We start from the raw sequence: 15,227 nt of genomic DNA on the forward strand, positions 1-15,227 counted from the left end.
CTCGGCTTCAGCGGTAACCGCGGTACCCGTTCCACGCCTGCCGCCGGATCCGGTGCGGATCCTGGACCACCCGGTCGGTGCTGTCGAAGATCTTGGTGGTCCGGGTCCCGGTATCGTAGGCCGGCCACAGGCCCGGCGATCCCGTACGGGCGAAGCGCAGCAGCGCCCCGCTGAAACGGTGTCCAAGTGAAACCGCCGTACGCTTCCCGCCCAGCAGGGTCTGGAACCTGCCCAGGCTGGTTTCGAAGTTTCCGAATGCCGCCGGGATGTCCATGCCGTGGGTGGCGCCAAGCCCCAGCAGGTTCGCGGACCGGGCAGCGTAGTCGAACCGGTAGGACCATGTGGGTGCATAGGCGGAGTGCGCCTCTGCAACCTGGACACTGGGCAGCCAGAAGACCACGTCGCCGCCAACGTCGACGGCAGCGCGTTTGGACGGGTAGCCGGGGTAGGCGGCAAGGACCTGGTCCTTCAGCCCGGGTTCGGTGCGGGAAAACATCCGGTCGATCCGCTCCTGGGTAGTGGGGAGGATATCCAGCATCCGGTCGAACAGGGCACCCTCGCGGTGGGTGGTGCCGATGACCAGCGGAATCCGGTGGGCCCTGCCGGCCCGGAAGGCATCGATGGGGTGCTGCGGCAGGAAATCGCCGTCGACCACCGGAGCTACTGCCCGGGCGCCCGGCTCGGTCTCAGGGGCGATTTTCCGCGTCAGCCGGTTGACGGCCTCCACCAGGCGCCGCGGCGGCAGGGTGGACAGTGCCTCCCCCGCCCCGGCTTCCGGAACGCCCAGCAGCTCCATCAGGGTGGCGGCCCATTTCTCCGGCAGCTCCGGACCATAGGCGGTGGCCGGTGCCGAGCTTTGCACGAAGGCCTTGTGGAACAGACCCTCCGCAGCGGGAACACACATCAGCGCAGTGATCGACATGGCTCCGGCTGACTCACCGAACACGGTGACGTTGCCCGGGTCCCCGCCGAAACGGGCGATATTACGCTGGACCCACCGCAGGGCGGCCACCTGGTCCGCCAACCCGGTATTGACATCGAAAGGCCGTTCCGGGGTGGAGTACCGGCGGAAATCCATGAAGCCCAGGGCACCCAGCCGGTAGTTCATGCAGACGTAGACCACGTCCCCGCGCTCCACGAGGCCCCGGCCGTTATAGGCGGAGGAGGAAGCGGCCCCGGTGGTGAAGCCGCCGCCGTAGAAATACACCAGGACGGGCCGCGGCGGGGCCTTCTCCAGCGGCGCAGTGACGTTGATGGTCAGGCAGTCCTCGTCCATGGGCGCTTTCCGCCCCGCACCAACGGATGGGAGAGCGCCTTCCTGCGGAGGAACCGGACCGTATCGGCTGGCATCCCGCTCGTCCGTCCAGGGATGCACTGGCTGCGGCAGCCGAAGCCTCAGCGCGCCGGTGGGTGGGGCAGCGTAGGGGATGCCGCGCCAGGCCCGTACCCCGTCCACAACTATCCCCCGCACCGGGCCGTCCGTTGTCTCCACCACGAGGTCCGGCTGAACCGTAGATGCTGCCACAGTGTTCCTTCCCAGGAGGGTTTTGCGCGCCCAGCGCGATCATAAGCACGCCCCGGATGCCGCCGCCATAGTCCGGGCCGCTATTGGCCTGCAACCGCTAAGCCGTCGGCGGACGAGTAGGCCGGAACAGGGCAAACATTCGACAGCATGCTTATGGTGGAAGGACAGTCATCAACGTAAGGAGTGTCGTATGTCCCGCATCGCCATCATCGGAGGACACGGAAAAGTCGCGCAGCACCTGGCACGCCGGCTGACCGGCAACGGCCACAGCGTCACCTCGCTCTTCCGCAACCCCGACCACGCAGCCGAAGTTGAACAGACCGGTGCAGAAGCGGTCGTCGCCGACGTCGAAAACCTCTCCACCGAACAGATCACCGAACTGCTCCGCGGCCACGACGCCGTCGTCTGGAGCGCCGGGGCGGGAGGCGGCACACCCGAGCGCACCTTTGCCGTGGACCGTGACGCCGCCATCCGCTCCATGGACGCCGCCGAAGCAGCCGGCGCGGGCCGCTACGTGATGGTCTCCTACTTCGGTGCCGGTAAGGATCATGGTGTCCCCGAAGACGACGGCTTCTTTGCCTACGCCGAGGCCAAGGCCGACGCCGATGAGCACCTCCGTGCCAGCGGCCTGGACTGGACGATCCTCGGTCCCAGTGCCCTGACCCTTGATCCCGGCACGGGCCGGATTGAAACCGGCGACGGTGTGGAAGGCGGATCCGTTTCGCGCGAGGACGTTGCCCATGTGGCCGCCGAAGTACTCGGGCGTCCCAACACCATCCGCAAGACCATTGAATTCAACAACGGTCCGACGCCGGTCGCCGAGGCCCTGGATTCGCTGGCCTAGGCACCCGCCCGGAGCCGGCAACGCACCGGCAGGTATCCCGTGTCCCCCACCATGACAAGCAAAGGAATCCAATGACCCAGCCGGAACAGCAGCAGGAAGTCCCCGGAACCCAGGCAGCCATGACACCGGTTCCCGACTGCGGCGAAGAGACCTACCGCGGCAGTGGCAAGCTCCAGGGCAAGACCGCGGTAATCACCGGCGGTGACAGCGGCATCGGGCGCGCCGTAGCCATTGCCTACGCGAGGGAAGGCGCCGACGTCGTAATCTCCTACCTGAGTGAGGACGGGGACGCGCGTGACACGGCACGCCTGGTGGAAGATGCCGGCCGCAAAGCCGTCCTGGTCCGGGGCGACCTGGACACCGCCGGGCAGTGCCGGAAGGTCATCAGCACCGCCGTCGAAGAGTTCGGCAAGGTGGACATCCTGATCCACAACGCCGCATTCCAGATGGACCGCGAAACGATCGAGGAGATCCCGGACGAGGAGTGGGAGTACACCTTCAAGGTGAACATCAACGCAATGTTCTTCCTGGTGAAGGCCGCACTGCCGCACATGGCGTCCGGTTCCTCGATCATCGGCACCTCATCGGTGAACTCGGACATGCCGGTTCCCACCCTTGCGCCGTACTCGGCAACGAAGTCCGCCATCGCGAACTTCTCCGCCAGCCTGTCCCAGCTGCTGGGCGAGCGTGGTATCCGGGTCAACAGCGTTGCTCCCGGACCCATCTGGACACCGCTGATCCCGGCCACCATGCCTGCGGACAAGGTGGCTTCGTTCGGCACCGACACCCCGCTGGGCCGGCCGGGCCAGCCCGCCGAACTGGCACCGGCCTACGTACTGCTGGCCTCGGATGACGGCAGCTACATTTCCGGAGCCCGGATTGCCGTGACCGGCGGCAACCCGATTCTCTAACCCGGGTCCGTGACATGCCAACGGCAGCCGCACCTGCGGCTGCCGTTGGCTTTTCGTGCTTGCTCGGGGTTGGGCAAGGCTAGCCCGTGATTTTGTACTTTTCGCGGTCAGCGGCGTCCAGGACCTGCTGCTCTTCAACGGTCATGGCAGTGCCGCCGCGGCTGCGCGGCATCCACCAGGCACCCGGCTCCGGGGTGACCGGGTAGGTGTCGATGCAGTAGTCGATTCCCTCCTGCAGTTCCTCCTGCAGGCGCCGGGTCTCTTCCACCACGTCCGCATCTGCGTCCACCCGGATCATTTCCCCTACGTGCACACGCACCGGGTTTTTCCAGGCGGCCTTGACGCTCAGGCCGTGCCCGCGGGTGAGCATGCGGTGGCCGCCCCAGACAGATACCGGGATGATCGGCACGCCAGCCTCTGCCGCCATGCGCACCGCGCCGGTCTTCAACTGCCGGACGGTGAAGCTCCGGCTGACGCCTGCCTCGGGCAGGACAGCCAGGTAATCGCCCCCACGCAGTTTCTCCACTGACTCCTTGTAGGCGGCTGCTCCATCGGCACGGTCCACGACGATGTGCTCGCACCAGTCGCAGACGGCCTTCACGAAGGTTTTCTTAGTGGCCTTCTTCGTCACCAGGAAGCGCATGTGGACCTTCAGCCTGCGCCACATCAGGAGCTCGGCGAACGCGAAGTCCAGGTAGCCGAAGTGCGTGATGGCAACCACTGCGCCCTTGCCGGGAACCACGGTGCGGTTGAGGCCGCGGATCTCTTCGTCCGCCGGGAGGTTCCCGAGGCCGGAGGGAATCACGGGAACGCGGAAGAGGGCCCGTGCAGTGAGGCCCGTAAATACGATTCCTCGGTACACGAATTTGTTAGGGGAACGCTTTGCGGGCAACGTCGGCTCCTGAGTTTTGGGGGGATTCGGGGCAGGCAGGGAAATTCTACCGCGGCTGCGCCCGGGCATAGGACGCACCGCTGCACCATGGAGTGACTTGGCCCGTCCGGGCACCCGGAGCGGCGGGAACAGCAGACGCCGCCCGTTTTGACGGCTATCTTTTGAGCCATGGTGATGCGCGGCAGGTTTGCGGGCAGGGGGTCTCCCGGCAGGCTGCCTGCCGGACCGGTGCCGGCAGCGGACTCCGCCGTGGACCCCGCCGCCGCCCGCGATGCGGAACTGGGCGACGTCGACTGGTCCACACTCCCTGCCGGGTCCGTCCGGAAGTGGTTCCAGGCGCCCAGCGGTCCCCTCGCTGCCGTGGGCATGGGAGACCCCGGCAACCCTGCGGTGGTGCTTGTGCCGGGAGCCATGGGATCGAAGGAGGATTTTTCGCTGATGCTGCCGGAACTCGCGGCGGCAGGGTATTTCGCCTTCAGCTTCGACCTCGCCGGCCAGTACGAATCCGCCGGCGCCGGGCCCGAAAACCTCCGGCCGCCGCGGCGCAGGTATGACTACGATCTGTTCACGGCCGATCTGGTCTCGGTACTGTCCGCGTACGGCCCGGCCCATGTGGTCGGCTACTCATTTGCCGGCGTCGTCGCCCAGCTTGCCCTGCTGGAGCGGCCGGAACTGTTCCGCAGCATCACGCTCCTGGGCTGCCCACCGCGGGGCGGGCAGAGTTTCCGCGGCGTGCGCCGGATTGGCTGGGCCGCACCTCTGGTGGGCGACCGGATCAGTGCCGACCTGATCGTCTGGGGCGTGCAGCGCAATTTCATCGGGGCCCCGCCCGGGCGGATGGGATTCGTTTCCCACCGGTTCACCCTCACACGGAAGGACGCGGTCCGCGACATGGTGGGGCTGATGCGTCATGCGCCGGACCTGCGCGCTGCACTGGGACAGGCCACCGTGCCCAAGTTCGTTGCCGTGGGTGAGCATGACGTCTGGCCGCTGCGCCTGCACCGCGAATTCGCGGACAGCATCGGGGCGGTCTTTGCCGCCTACGGCAGCGGACACAGCCCCAGCGAGGAATCCCCGTACCAGTTCACGCGTGATCTCCTGCGCCTGTACGGTTCCGCTGCCTGAAGCTGCGTTTCCGTTCCCTTCGGCGCCGGCACGGCGGCTCCTGCGCAAAGTCGATCCTGAACGTGGTGTACGCCATGGCCACCCTGCGTCCCAGCCCACGCCAGGTGTTAAAGGGCCGTGCGGATACCCCCACCCGCAGCTCGGGATCCCAGCAGACACCCATTCCGGGGCGGAGCTGGTAGCTGAGGTCCAGGTCGTCATGGACACGTGGATCCCCGCGGTGCACCCGGCCGCTGAGGCGCTTCCACATGCTGCGGTGGAGACCGAAATTGGAACCGAACAGCGGCGGGTGCCCCATCAGCAGGGTCATGGACCACCGGTAGCCGCCGATGTAGAGCGTCTCCGCTATCCACTTGATGACGGGCCCGGAGCCGTAGAACTCCCCCGGCCCGGTGACGGCCGTGTCCTCACCACAGGACTCCAGGTCCGTTTCCAGCCGCTCCAGCCAGTCCGGCGGCGGCACCGAATCGGCGTCCAGCCGGGCCAACCAGTTCCCACCGGCCTCGTCGAGACCGCGGAACGTGGCGGCGGCAACTCCCACCTCGGGCTCGTATACCCGCCGGACACCCGCCACACGGCAGACGGACGCGGTCTCGTCGGTGCTGGCGTTGTCCACTACGAGTACTTCATCGGGAACCCGGGTCTGCACTGACAGTGCCCGGAGGCAGGCGGCGAGCATCACGGCGTCGTTATGGGCGGGGATCACCACTGAAATAGTCGACATCGCGTCCTGGCTGCCGGTTGTCCGCTGCCCTCCCATCCTGCCACCGGGTGACGCCCGGGGGCCATGGGACGGGAACGGCCCGGCGTCCAACCGGCCGTCATTCGGCTTAACCCGCGGACATGCGGGGCCACATTCCTTGGGGGCCGGAAACCGCCCCGGCTAGCGTTGCTCAACTGCGGCACGTTGCCGCGGCATCTTTTCTTTTCTCTTGAGGAGCAGTATCAATGCTTATTTCAGGCCTGCTGGTCGGGCTGGCGCTGGGGTTCGTTATGCAGCGGGGCCGCTTCTGCGTCACCGGCGCCTTCAGGGATGTCTGGGTTACACGCAATACCCGCTGGCTGACCGCGTTCCTGGTAGTCGTGGCTGTGCAGAGCGTAGGGGTCTTCGCCCTGGACGCGGCCGGGGTTATTTCCCTTGAAGCCAACGCGTTCCCGTGGCTTGCCACCATCGTGGGCGGCTTCATTTTCGGCTTCGCCATTATCCTGGCCGGCGGCTGCGCCACCGGAACCTACTACCGGGCCGGCGAAGGCCTGGTCGGCAGCTGGCTCGCCCTGATTTCCTACGCATTGTTCGCGGCAATCATGAAGACCGGTCCGCTGGCCGGCTTCAACACCGCAATGCGGTCCGTCACCGTGGAGCAGAGCAACTTCTATTCGGTGCTGGGGGTTTCGCCCTGGCTGCTGGTGGCGGTCCTCGTGGCTGCCGTTGCCCTGGCCGTCCGCCACCACCTGGCCAAGCCGAAGTTCGCCATGGCGTCCCTTCCGGCGTCGAAAACCGGCCTGGCGCACCTCCTGTTCGAAAAGCCGTGGAATGCCTTCGCGACCGCCGTCGTCATCGGCCTGATTGCCATCATTGCCTGGCCGCTGAGCTGGGCCACCGGGCGTGAAGACGGCCTGGGCATCACCACGCCGTCCTCGAAGCTGGTCAGCTACCTGGTGACCGGCGATGCGGAGCTCGTGGACTGGGGCGTGTACCTGGTGATCGGCATCCTGCTCGGGTCCTTCATCGCCGCCAAGGGCAGCGGCGAATTCCGGGTCCGGGTGCCCGACGCCGCCACGGCAGTGAAGAGCCTGGGCGGCGGCGCCCTGATGGGTATCGGCGCTGCACTGGCCGGCGGCTGCACCATCGGCAACGCCATGGTGCAGACCGCCCAGTTCACCTTCCAGGGCTGGACGGCGCTGATCTTCATGATCCTCGGCACCGGCGTCGCGGCGAAGCTGACCATCATGAACCGCCGTCCGGCGGCCGCCGCGCCGCGCATCCCCGCCGGCGTCTAATCCCCTCCCCTTCCCCCCACAAAAGATAGAAAAGGAAACACACCACATGGCACAGGTCACCCTGGAAACCAACGGTTCCGTCTGCCCCTTCCCGCTCGTGGAGGCCAAGCAGGCCATGACCACGCTCACCACCGGCGATGAACTCGTGATCCACTTCGACTGCACCCAGGCGACGGATGCCATTCCGCGCTGGGCAGCGGAGAGCGGCTACCCGGTCACGGATTTCTCCAAGCGCGGTCCGGCGGAGTGGTCGATCACGGTGCAGAAGGCCTGACACAGCTGTAACCGCCGCACCGCCGCAACCCGGCCTAGTCCTTGCGGCGGGCCCGGCTGGGCTGGACGCGGGGCGGCTCCCCCGGCATTTTCGGGTAGTCCGGCGGGAAGGGCAGCTCGCCGAGGCCGCTGGCCAGGTCCCGTTCCCACCAGCCGAGCAGGACGTCGATGGATCCCGGCGCGGCGGACATGTCCGCCCACGGGTCCCCCACAGTGCGCAGCCGTTCCGGGACGGTGGCAATGGTGAAGTCGGCCGGGTGCACCCGTTCCAGTTCCTCCCAGGTGATGGGACAGGAAACGGGTGCATCCGGCAACGCCCGCGGGCTGTACGCGCCGGCCATGGTGCGGTCCCGGTTGGCCTGGTTGAAGTCCACGAACACCCGGGTGCCGCGTTCCTCCTTCCACCAGGCAGTGGTGACCTTGTCCGGCATCCGGCGTTCCACTTCCCGGGCCGCGGCAATCACCGCATGCCGGACATCCAGGAACTCGTACTCCGGCCGGATCGGCGCAAAGAGGTGGATGCCCCGGTTCCCCGATGTTTTGATGAAGGCGTCCAGTCCTGCCTCCGCCAGAATGGACCGCAGCTCCTGGGCCGGCCGGACGGCATCGTCAAAATCCGTTCCCGGCTGCGGATCCAGGTCGATGCGCAGCTGGTCAGGGTTGTCGGTGTCTTCGGCCCGGGACGGCCACGGATGGAACACCACCGTGTTCATCTGGGCCGCCCACACCGCCGCGGCTGGCTCATCCAGCACCACCTGCGGATGGGACCGGGCGCTGGGATATTTCACGGTGACTGAGCGCATCCAGTCCGGCATGCCGCGCGGAGGGTTCTTGGAAAAGAAGACCTCCCCGCCGACGCCTTCGGGGAAGCGCTCCAGTGAGACCGGGCGGCCGCCGTTGGCGCGGATGAAAGCCTCACCGACTTCGGCGAGGTAGCGGGCCAGATCCAGTTTGGTGATTCCCGGTTCCGGCCAAATCACCCGGCCGGGGCTGGAGATGCGCACCTGCCGCTCTCCCTCCGGGCCGGGGACGGTCAGGGTGGTTTCCTCGCGTGCCATGGGTCTGCTTTCCCTCAACGGTGACGTGTGGGAAAGAGGCTACCGTGTCAGGCCGCGGGAACGCCTGCGGCCGGTTCCACCGCTGCACCGGGCCGGTAGTTTTTCCGGCCGTGCACCAGGTGATAGAGCCCGGTGGAAGCCAGTAGGACGGCGGCCAGCACCCAGTACATGCCGTGGAATCCGGTCAGCGGCAGGAGCAACCCCAGCAGGAGCGGGCCGAGCCCGACACCGGCGTCCATCAGGATGAAGAAGGTGGACGTTGCCAGGCCGATCCGGGTCGGCGCTGCCATCGTGACGGCGATGGCCTGGGCACACGGCATCAGAGCGCCGAAGCCGAAGCCCACAAACACACCGGCCAGGGCCAGCACCGTGTCGTTGGGTGCATAGGCGAGCAGAGCCATCCCGGCGGCGAAGGACACGAGGGTCGGGTACACCACGGCGTTGTCGCCGTGCCGGTCCTGGAGGCGTCCCACAAACAGACGGGAGACCAGCACAACGACGGCGTAAACCACGAAGAACAGGCTGGCACCCAGCACCAGCCCCTCGCTCTGCGCATAGGAGTTGAGGAAGGAAAGGATGCCCGCGTAGGCGGCACCGGCAATGAACATGACCGAGGCAATGGCCAGCGCGGCCGGGTCAATGATGTCCGTCAGGTGCATCCGCCACTTGGTCTTTTGCTCCTCGGGTGTGGGCGTGCGCTCGGGCAGGCGGAGCACCAGGGACAGGACCAGTGCGACGGCGGCGCAGCCGGCGGCGAACAGGAACAGGGCGCGGTAGCTCACGGAGTCCACCAGCATCACGGCCAGGAACGGCCCCACGGCGGTTGCCAAGGTAGTCGAGATCCCGAAATAACCGGTGCCTTCCCCGCGCCGGTTCGCGGGAATAAGTCCCATGACGGAGGCGGACAGGCTCGTGCTGGCCGCACCAAACGCGGCACCGTGCAGGATCCGGACCGTCAGCAGCAGGGCCAGGTTCGAGGCCGGGACGTACAGCAGCGACGCCACGACGAACACCGCGAGGCTGGCCACCAGCAGGCGGCGGCGGCCGACGAAGTCCAGGAACTTGCCGGCAAACACCCGAGCCACCAGGGCGCCGAGGACGAAGGATCCGGACGCGAATCCGGCGGCTCCGTCAGAGGCGGAGAATTCCTTCACTGTGTAGAGCGCCATGGTGGTCATCAGCAGATAAAAGACCATCGAAATAAAGAGGTTGGTGATGATCGCCAGGACAAATCCCTTGGACCATAACTTCTGACCGCTGCCAGCCACTGCGTACTCCTGTTGCTCGGAACCCCGCCTCCAAGATTGGAAGGCTGCCTAACAACCTTACGCGCTTCCGCCCCCCACGGAAAATCGGATCCGGCCCAGACGAGGCCGGTCCGGAAAGCCCCGTGACCCACGGTGAAACAGTGCCCGGAGTGGCCTGCGAGGCGAAAAAGTGCTAGCACACCGCGGCCCCGCACACACCCCCGCGAGAAGCTGATCACACAATGGTTATCCAACCGTAACTATCTTGTACGGTTATTCCCATGCCGCTTTCTGATGCGGCTCCCCCGGGCTTGTTACCTAGCTCTGCCGCTGGTCCGGGGTCCACAGAACGCACCACCACGGCAGGGGCGGGGGAACCATTTACGGGTTCCTTGTGAACCCTTGGGGTTAAGCCGACCGGATGATCCGGCGGCCGGGTGACTCCCATCCGAATCCGACAGCTCACCTCGCAGGTATCGGGAGAGGTTATTCAAATGACTTTCAACAAGACTCAGGGCCGTCACCGCGCCGAGAACACCAGCGCACGGACCACCATCGCACAGGCCGTTGCAGGCCGCGGCCGCACCTTCGGCAGCACCGCTGCTGTAGTTGTCGCCGGCTCCGGCATCATGCTGGGCATGGCCGCACCGGCTTCCGCCGGCGTTGTCGCCAACGACACCTACACCCCGGTGCAGGCCGCACCGGTTGCAGCAGCCCCGGTTGCCGCAGCTCCGGTTGCAGCAGCTCCGGTTGCAGCTCCGGCCGCCGCTGCCGCCACCCACACCGTGGTCTCCGGTGACACGCTGGGCCAGATCTCCGCCGCTTACGGCGTAGGCCTGGATACCGTTCTTTCCCTGAACGGCCTCTCCCTGGCGTCCGTTATCTACCCGGGCGACGTTGTAACCCTGGCCGGCGAAGCCGCTCCGGCCGCCGCTGCTGCCCCCGTTGCCGCTGCCGCCCCCGCTGCAGCCTACGCACCGGCCGCAGCCGCACCGGCAGCATCCGCTGCCAACACCGGCGTTATCAGCACGCAGTCCGCTTCGATTACCCCGGCAGCCAGTGGCACCAACGCCATCATGCTCGCCTCGGCGCAGTCGCAGCTGGGCGCAGCCCAGGACTGCACCGTACTGGTTGAGGTTGCCCTGCGCGCAGCCGGCCACTCCGTGGGTGACCTCGGTCCGGCACAGCTGGCAGCATACGGCACCCAGGTCTCCACCCCGGAGCCCGGTGACATCGCCTACTACGCCGACGGCGGCATGGGCCTGGCCCACATTGCCATCTACATCGGCAACGGCCAGGCCATCCACAGCGGCTGGAACGGCAGCGAGACCGTCGTTCAGTCCGCGAACGTCGGCTCCGGCCCCGTGTTCTACCGTGTTGCGTAAGGCTTCCTAGCCCCAACGCATCCCACAGTGAGCGTCCGTCCCCTACCGGGGCCGGGCGCTCACTGCTTTAAGCCGGACCGGCCTGCGGTTCTGGCACCAGGCACATCACGGCACGTCCGGCACATCAGGCACGTCAGGCACGTCACGGCACAAACCGGTACCCCATGCCGTGCTCGGTGAGCAGGTGCACCGGTGCGGCCGGGTCGCTCTCCAGTTTGCGCCGAAGCTGCCCGATGTAGAGGCGCAGATACCCGGAGTCGGTCGTGCCTGGCCCCCAGACGTTGGTCAGCAGCGTCTGCTGGGTCACCAGCATCCCCGGATGGGCCAGCAGCTCGGACAGGAACCGCCATTCCGTCGGGGTCAAGCGGATATCAGAGCCGTCGTCGACCCGCGCAATGCGGTGCCCGGCAAGGTCCACGCGCACCGGGCCGAAGGTGATTTCGCTTGGCCCCGCTGCCGCCGGTGAGCGGCGGGACAGCGCCCTGATCCGGGCCAGCAGTTCCTCCGTCGAGAAGGGCTTGGTGACGTAGTCGTCCGCGCCAAGATCGAGTGCGCGCACCTTGTCCGCCGGATCGATCCGGCCCGACACCACCAGGATGGGAACCGCGCTCCAGCCGCGGACGGCCTCAATGACATCCATCCCGCTCAGCCCGGGCATACCCAGGTCCAGGACCAGCAGGTCCGGATGGGTGTCCACGGCCTTGCGGATGGCTGCGCTGCCGCTCTCCGCCGTCACCACCTCATACCCGTAGGCGCTCAGGGTGATCCGCAGCGCACGCAGGATCTGCACGTCGTCGTCGGCGATCAGGATCTTCATCCGGCCACCGCCGGGGACCGCTGTCCGCCCGCGGGAACACGGCGGTTGGCGGCCGGCAGCGAGAGGACCATGGTCAGTCCGCCGCCGGGTGTGTCTTCGGTATCCAGTGTTCCGCCCATTCCTTCCGTGAATCCCTTGGCCAAGGCCAGGCCCAGACCCAGCCCGGTTGAGTTGTCGGTATCCCCCAGCCGCTGGAAGGGGACGAAAATCTCTCCCCGCCGCTGCTCCGGAACGCCGGGTCCCGAGTCTATGACGCGGATCTCCACCCGTCCGGCAAACTCGCTGACGCTCAAGACGGATTTCGTTCCGGGCGGGCTGAAGCGCACCGCGTTGGCCAGCAGGTTGACCAGTACGCGCTGCAGCAGCACCGGATCAGCCAGAACCACCCGGGGCGACGTGGGAATTTCCAGTTCCACTTCCGCCGGTCCAAGTTCCAGTTCCTCCAGTGCGGGCAGGACAGCATCGGCAACGTTCAGCGGCTCGAGGCTCACCCCCACGACACCGGCCTGGAGCCTGCTGACATCCAGCAGGCTGGTGACCAGGCCGGAAAGGGAAGCCAGCGATTCCTCGGCCGTGGCCAGCAGTTCGCTGCGGTCCTTTTCGGACCATGTGACGTCCGTTGCCCGCAGCCCGGTGACGGCGGCGGTTGCGGCGGTCAGCGGCCGGCGGAGGTCATGCCCGACGGCGGCCAGCAGGGCCGTGCGGACCTTGTCCGCCTCGGCCAGGGAACCGAGTCCCCTGGCGGTTTCGGTCAGGTCCCGGTGCTCCAGGGCTGCCTCCAGCTGGGCGGTGATGACGGCCAGCAGGCGCCGGTCGGAGGCAGCCAGTTCCCGCCCCCACAGTTCCAGGAAACACTGCTCCCCCACGGGCAGGCGGGTGAAGGCCGGGTCTTCGGGAGAGACCTCCGCAGGCCACTCGCCTTCGGAATACAGGTCCTTGCCGTCGCACCGCATGCGGGCGGCACTGACGTTGAAGGCCTCGCGCGTCCGCCCCACCAGGGCGGCCAGGGCATCTTCGCCGCGGAGCACGCTGCCGGCCACCGATGCCAGCAGTTCGGATTCCGACGCCGACCGGCGGGCGGTGCGGGCGCGCCGGGCGGCGGCATCAACAACGTAACTGACAAGCATCGCGTTGACCACGTAGAGGCTCAGCGCCAGCATGTGCGACGGCGTGGCCACCGTCACCGTGTAGAGCGGCTGGATGAAGAAGAAGTCCAGGGTCAGGCCGGAGAGCAGGGCCGCGAACAATGCCGGCCAGATGCCGCCGACCAGTGCCACCAGGATGACCAGCAGCTGGTAGCTCAGCACGTCGCCGGTGATGGTTTCCGCGCTGCGGGCCGAAACCAGCGCCGCAGTGAGCAGCGGACCGCCCACCAGGGCGAAGGCAAAACCCAGCACCCGCCGGCGCACCGAGAGTGCGCTGCCGAAATGCGGGAGTACCAGGGTCCGGGCGGCAGCGGAGTGCGAGACCATATGCACGTCGATGTCCCCGGACTCCCGGATGACGGTGGCACCGATGCCCTGGCCCGAGAACAGGGCGGCGATCCGGGGGCGTCGGCTGACTCCCACCACCAGCTGGGTGGCATTCACTCCGCGGGCAAACTCCACCAGTGCCTGCGGCACGTCGTTGCCCACCACCTGATGGAAGGTGCCGCCGAGTTTCTCCACCAGGATCCGCTGCGCGGCCAGTTCCCCCGGCTCGGGTCCGCGCAGCCCGTCGGCTCCGGACACATGGACGGCCAGGAGCTTGCCGCCCGCGGACCGGGCGGCGATCCGCGCTCCGCGGCGCAGCAGCGTCCGGCCCTCGGGACCGCCGGTGAGCGCCACGACCACGCGCTCCCGGGCCTCCCACTTACTGCTGATGCCATGCTCGGCGCGGTAGCGGTTCAGGGCCGAGTCCACCTCGTCGGCGAGCCAGAGCAGCGCGAGTTCGCGCAGGGCGGTCAGGTTGCCCAGCCGGAAGTAGTTGGACAGGGCGGCGTCCACCCGTTCGGCGGGGTAGATCACCCCGTCGGCCAGGCGTCCGCGCAGGGACTGCGGCGTGAGGTCCACCAGCTCCACCTGTTCGGCCCCGCGCAGGACGGCGTCCGGCACGGTTTCGGCCTGCAGGGTGCCTGTGATCTGCTCGATCACGTCATTGAGTGAGTCGATGTGCTGGATGTTCACGGTGGACAGGACGTTGATCCCGGCGTCGAGCAGGGCCTGCACGTCCTGCCACCGTTTTTCGTGTTTGAGTCCCGGCACGTTGGTATGGGCGAGCTCGTCCACCAGCGCGTATTCGGGCGCCCGGGCCAGCACCGCGTTCAGATCAAGTTCCTGGAGTTCCAGCCCGCGGTGCTGCAGGGTGGTGCGCGGGACGGTCTCCAGGCCATCGGCCATGGCGGCCGTCCCGGCTCGCCCGTGGGTTTCCACCAGTGCGACGACGACGTCGGATCCTTCATCCCGGAGGCGGCGTCCCTCTTCGAGCATGGCGTAGGTCTTGCCTACACCGGGCGCCGCTCCCAGGAATACCCTCAGTTGTCCTCGCGTCATGGACTAAGTGTCCAGCTCGGCCAGCGAAATGTTCAAAAGCAACACGTTGACGGTGCTGTTCCCCAGGATTCCCGCCGACGGCGCCTGCGTGGCGTCGTCGACCAGGGCAGAAACCTGCGCCGGGTCCAGGCCGCGTTCGGTGGCCACCCGGTTCACCTGCAGCCGGGCATATTCCGGGCTGATGTGCGGGTCCAGTCCCGACCCCGAGGTGGTCACGGCGTCGGCCGGAACATCCTCCGGAGCCACGCCTTCCAGCTCACCCACGGCTGCCCGGCGCTCCGCTATGGCGGCGGCCAGGTCCTCATTCAACGGACCCAGGTTGGAACCGCTGGATGCTCCGCCGTCGTAGCCGTCACCGGCCGCGGACGGGCGGGACTGGAACCACTGCGGCAGGGGCGCGCCGTCGGCGTCCGTGAAGGACTGCCCGATGAGCTTGGAGCCGACCTCGGTTCCGCCGCTGCTGACCATGGAGCCGTTGGCACGGCCGTGCAGTGCTGCCTGGCCGATTCCGGCCACTGCCAGCGGATACACCACGCCCAGGAGGAGCGTGAGCACCGCCAGGGCCCGGATCGAGACACCAAGTTGGCGCATGCTGCTGCGGACGGGGTTCATTTCCTG

14 protein-coding genes and 1 riboswitch are annotated in these 15,227 nt (G+C 67.4%); of the genes, 6 read left to right on the forward strand and 8 right to left on the reverse strand.

Going from position 1 to position 15,227, the window contains the following annotated elements; all coding sequences use genetic code 11:
* Positions 1-7: 7 nt before the first annotated feature.
* The gene (locus QNO10_RS07680; protein ID WP_229948139.1) at positions 8-1,525 is read right to left on the reverse strand and encodes a carboxylesterase/lipase family protein; all 1,518 of its coding nucleotides are present in this window, start codon (positions 1,523-1,525) and stop codon (positions 8-10) included.
* A gap of 190 nt (positions 1,526-1,715) precedes the next feature.
* On the opposite strand from QNO10_RS07680, the gene QNO10_RS07685 reads away from it, so the two are divergent.
* Positions 1,716-2,369, forward strand: a complete 654-nt coding sequence (locus QNO10_RS07685; protein ID WP_229948138.1) for an SDR family oxidoreductase — start codon at positions 1,716-1,718, stop codon at positions 2,367-2,369.
* Between the two features lie 71 nt (positions 2,370-2,440).
* Complete coding sequence (locus QNO10_RS07690; RefSeq protein ID WP_229948136.1) at positions 2,441-3,280, forward strand: SDR family oxidoreductase; 840 nt, start codon at positions 2,441-2,443, stop codon at positions 3,278-3,280.
* Positions 3,281-3,359: 79 nt separating this feature from the next.
* On the opposite strand, the gene QNO10_RS07695 is transcribed toward QNO10_RS07690, so the two are convergent.
* Positions 3,360-4,142 (reverse strand): lysophospholipid acyltransferase family protein, encoded by a 783-nt coding sequence (locus tag QNO10_RS07695; protein WP_229948134.1) that lies wholly within the window; start codon positions 4,140-4,142, stop codon positions 3,360-3,362.
* Positions 4,143-4,340: 198 nt separating this feature from the next.
* Here QNO10_RS07695 and QNO10_RS07700 point away from each other — a divergent pair, with 198 nt between their 5' ends.
* Positions 4,341-5,297: an alpha/beta fold hydrolase gene (locus tag QNO10_RS07700; protein ID WP_331460328.1), complete on the forward strand. Its 957-nt coding sequence runs from the start codon at positions 4,341-4,343 to the stop codon at positions 5,295-5,297.
* On the opposite strand, the gene QNO10_RS07705 is transcribed toward QNO10_RS07700, so the two are convergent.
* On the reverse strand, positions 5,257-6,021 hold the full coding sequence (locus tag QNO10_RS07705; protein ID WP_229948132.1) for a glycosyltransferase family A protein: 765 nt from the start codon (positions 6,019-6,021) through the stop codon (positions 5,257-5,259). The genes QNO10_RS07700 and QNO10_RS07705 overlap by 41 nt on opposite strands.
* Positions 6,022-6,245: 224 nt before the next feature.
* On the opposite strand from QNO10_RS07705, the gene QNO10_RS07710 reads away from it, so the two are divergent.
* The gene (locus QNO10_RS07710; protein ID WP_229948130.1) at positions 6,246-7,298 is read left to right on the forward strand and encodes a YeeE/YedE family protein; all 1,053 of its coding nucleotides are present in this window, start codon (positions 6,246-6,248) and stop codon (positions 7,296-7,298) included.
* A gap of 46 nt (positions 7,299-7,344) precedes the next feature.
* The gene (locus tag QNO10_RS07715) at positions 7,345-7,572 is read left to right on the forward strand and encodes a sulfurtransferase TusA family protein (protein ID WP_229948129.1); all 228 of its coding nucleotides are present in this window, start codon (positions 7,345-7,347) and stop codon (positions 7,570-7,572) included.
* 34 nt (positions 7,573-7,606) lie between these two features.
* On the opposite strand, the gene ligD is transcribed toward QNO10_RS07715, so the two are convergent.
* Positions 7,607-8,629, reverse strand: a complete 1,023-nt coding sequence (gene ligD / locus QNO10_RS07720; RefSeq protein WP_229948128.1) for a non-homologous end-joining DNA ligase — start codon at positions 8,627-8,629, stop codon at positions 7,607-7,609.
* A gap of 47 nt (positions 8,630-8,676) precedes the next feature.
* Positions 8,677-9,897 (reverse strand): MFS transporter, encoded by a 1,221-nt coding sequence (locus QNO10_RS07725; protein WP_229948126.1) that lies wholly within the window; start codon positions 9,895-9,897, stop codon positions 8,677-8,679.
* A 321-nt stretch (positions 9,898-10,218) separates the two neighbouring features.
* Positions 10,219-10,366: riboswitch (cyclic di-AMP (ydaO/yuaA leader) on the forward strand.
* Between the two features lie 4 nt (positions 10,367-10,370).
* Between QNO10_RS07725 and QNO10_RS07730 the strand changes: the two genes are divergently transcribed.
* A complete protein-coding gene (locus QNO10_RS07730) occupies positions 10,371-11,261 on the forward strand; it encodes a LysM peptidoglycan-binding domain-containing protein (protein ID WP_229948124.1) in 891 nt (296 codons plus the stop codon).
* 142 nt (positions 11,262-11,403) lie between these two features.
* Here the strand turns inward: QNO10_RS07730 and QNO10_RS07735 are convergent, their stop codons facing one another.
* Genes QNO10_RS07735 through kdpC form a run of 3 tightly spaced genes read right to left on the reverse strand, consistent with a single transcriptional unit; the run spans position 11,404 to position 15,221 of the window.
* Complete coding sequence (locus QNO10_RS07735; protein WP_229948121.1) at positions 11,404-12,078, reverse strand: response regulator; 675 nt, start codon at positions 12,076-12,078, stop codon at positions 11,404-11,406.
* On the reverse strand, positions 12,075-14,609 hold the full coding sequence (locus QNO10_RS07740; protein ID WP_229948119.1) for an ATP-binding protein: 2,535 nt from the start codon (positions 14,607-14,609) through the stop codon (positions 12,075-12,077). Before QNO10_RS07740 ends, QNO10_RS07735 begins: the two co-directional genes overlap by 4 nt.
* A gap of 3 nt (positions 14,610-14,612) precedes the next feature.
* On the reverse strand, positions 14,613-15,221 hold the full coding sequence (gene kdpC, locus QNO10_RS07745) for a potassium-transporting ATPase subunit KdpC (protein ID WP_229948117.1): 609 nt from the start codon (positions 15,219-15,221) through the stop codon (positions 14,613-14,615).
* Positions 15,222-15,227: the final 6 nt, after the last annotated feature.

It is taken from the genome of Arthrobacter sp. zg-Y919 (assembly GCF_030142045.1).
Classification (GTDB): domain Bacteria; phylum Actinomycetota; class Actinomycetes; order Actinomycetales; family Micrococcaceae; genus Arthrobacter_B.

Bases quoted from the DNA above. Each gene is read 5' to 3' on its own strand.
- QNO10_RS07690 (WP_229948136.1), top strand. From the start codon at position 2,441: ATGACCCAGCCGGAACAGCAGCAGGAAGTCCCCGGAACCCAGGCAGCC.
- QNO10_RS07710 (WP_229948130.1), top strand. From the start codon at position 6,246: ATGCTTATTTCAGGCCTGCTGGTCGGGCTGGCGCTGGGGTTCGTTATG.
- QNO10_RS07705 (WP_229948132.1), bottom strand. From the start codon at position 6,021: ATGTCGACTATTTCAGTGGTGATCCCCGCCCATAACGACGCCGTGATG.
- kdpC (WP_229948117.1), bottom strand. From the start codon at position 15,221: ATGAACCCCGTCCGCAGCAGCATGCGCCAACTTGGTGTCTCGATCCGG.
- QNO10_RS07700 (WP_331460328.1), top strand. From the start codon at position 4,341: ATGGTGATGCGCGGCAGGTTTGCGGGCAGGGGGTCTCCCGGCAGGCTG.
- QNO10_RS07685 (WP_229948138.1), top strand. From the start codon at position 1,716: ATGTCCCGCATCGCCATCATCGGAGGACACGGAAAAGTCGCGCAGCAC.
- QNO10_RS07735 (WP_229948121.1), bottom strand. From the start codon at position 12,078: ATGAAGATCCTGATCGCCGACGACGACGTGCAGATCCTGCGTGCGCTG.
- ligD (WP_229948128.1), bottom strand. From the start codon at position 8,629: ATGGCACGCGAGGAAACCACCCTGACCGTCCCCGGCCCGGAGGGAGAG.
- QNO10_RS07715 (WP_229948129.1), top strand. From the start codon at position 7,345: ATGGCACAGGTCACCCTGGAAACCAACGGTTCCGTCTGCCCCTTCCCG.
- QNO10_RS07740 (WP_229948119.1), bottom strand. From the start codon at position 14,609: ATGACGCGAGGACAACTGAGGGTATTCCTGGGAGCGGCGCCCGGTGTA.
- QNO10_RS07730 (WP_229948124.1), top strand. From the start codon at position 10,371: ATGACTTTCAACAAGACTCAGGGCCGTCACCGCGCCGAGAACACCAGC.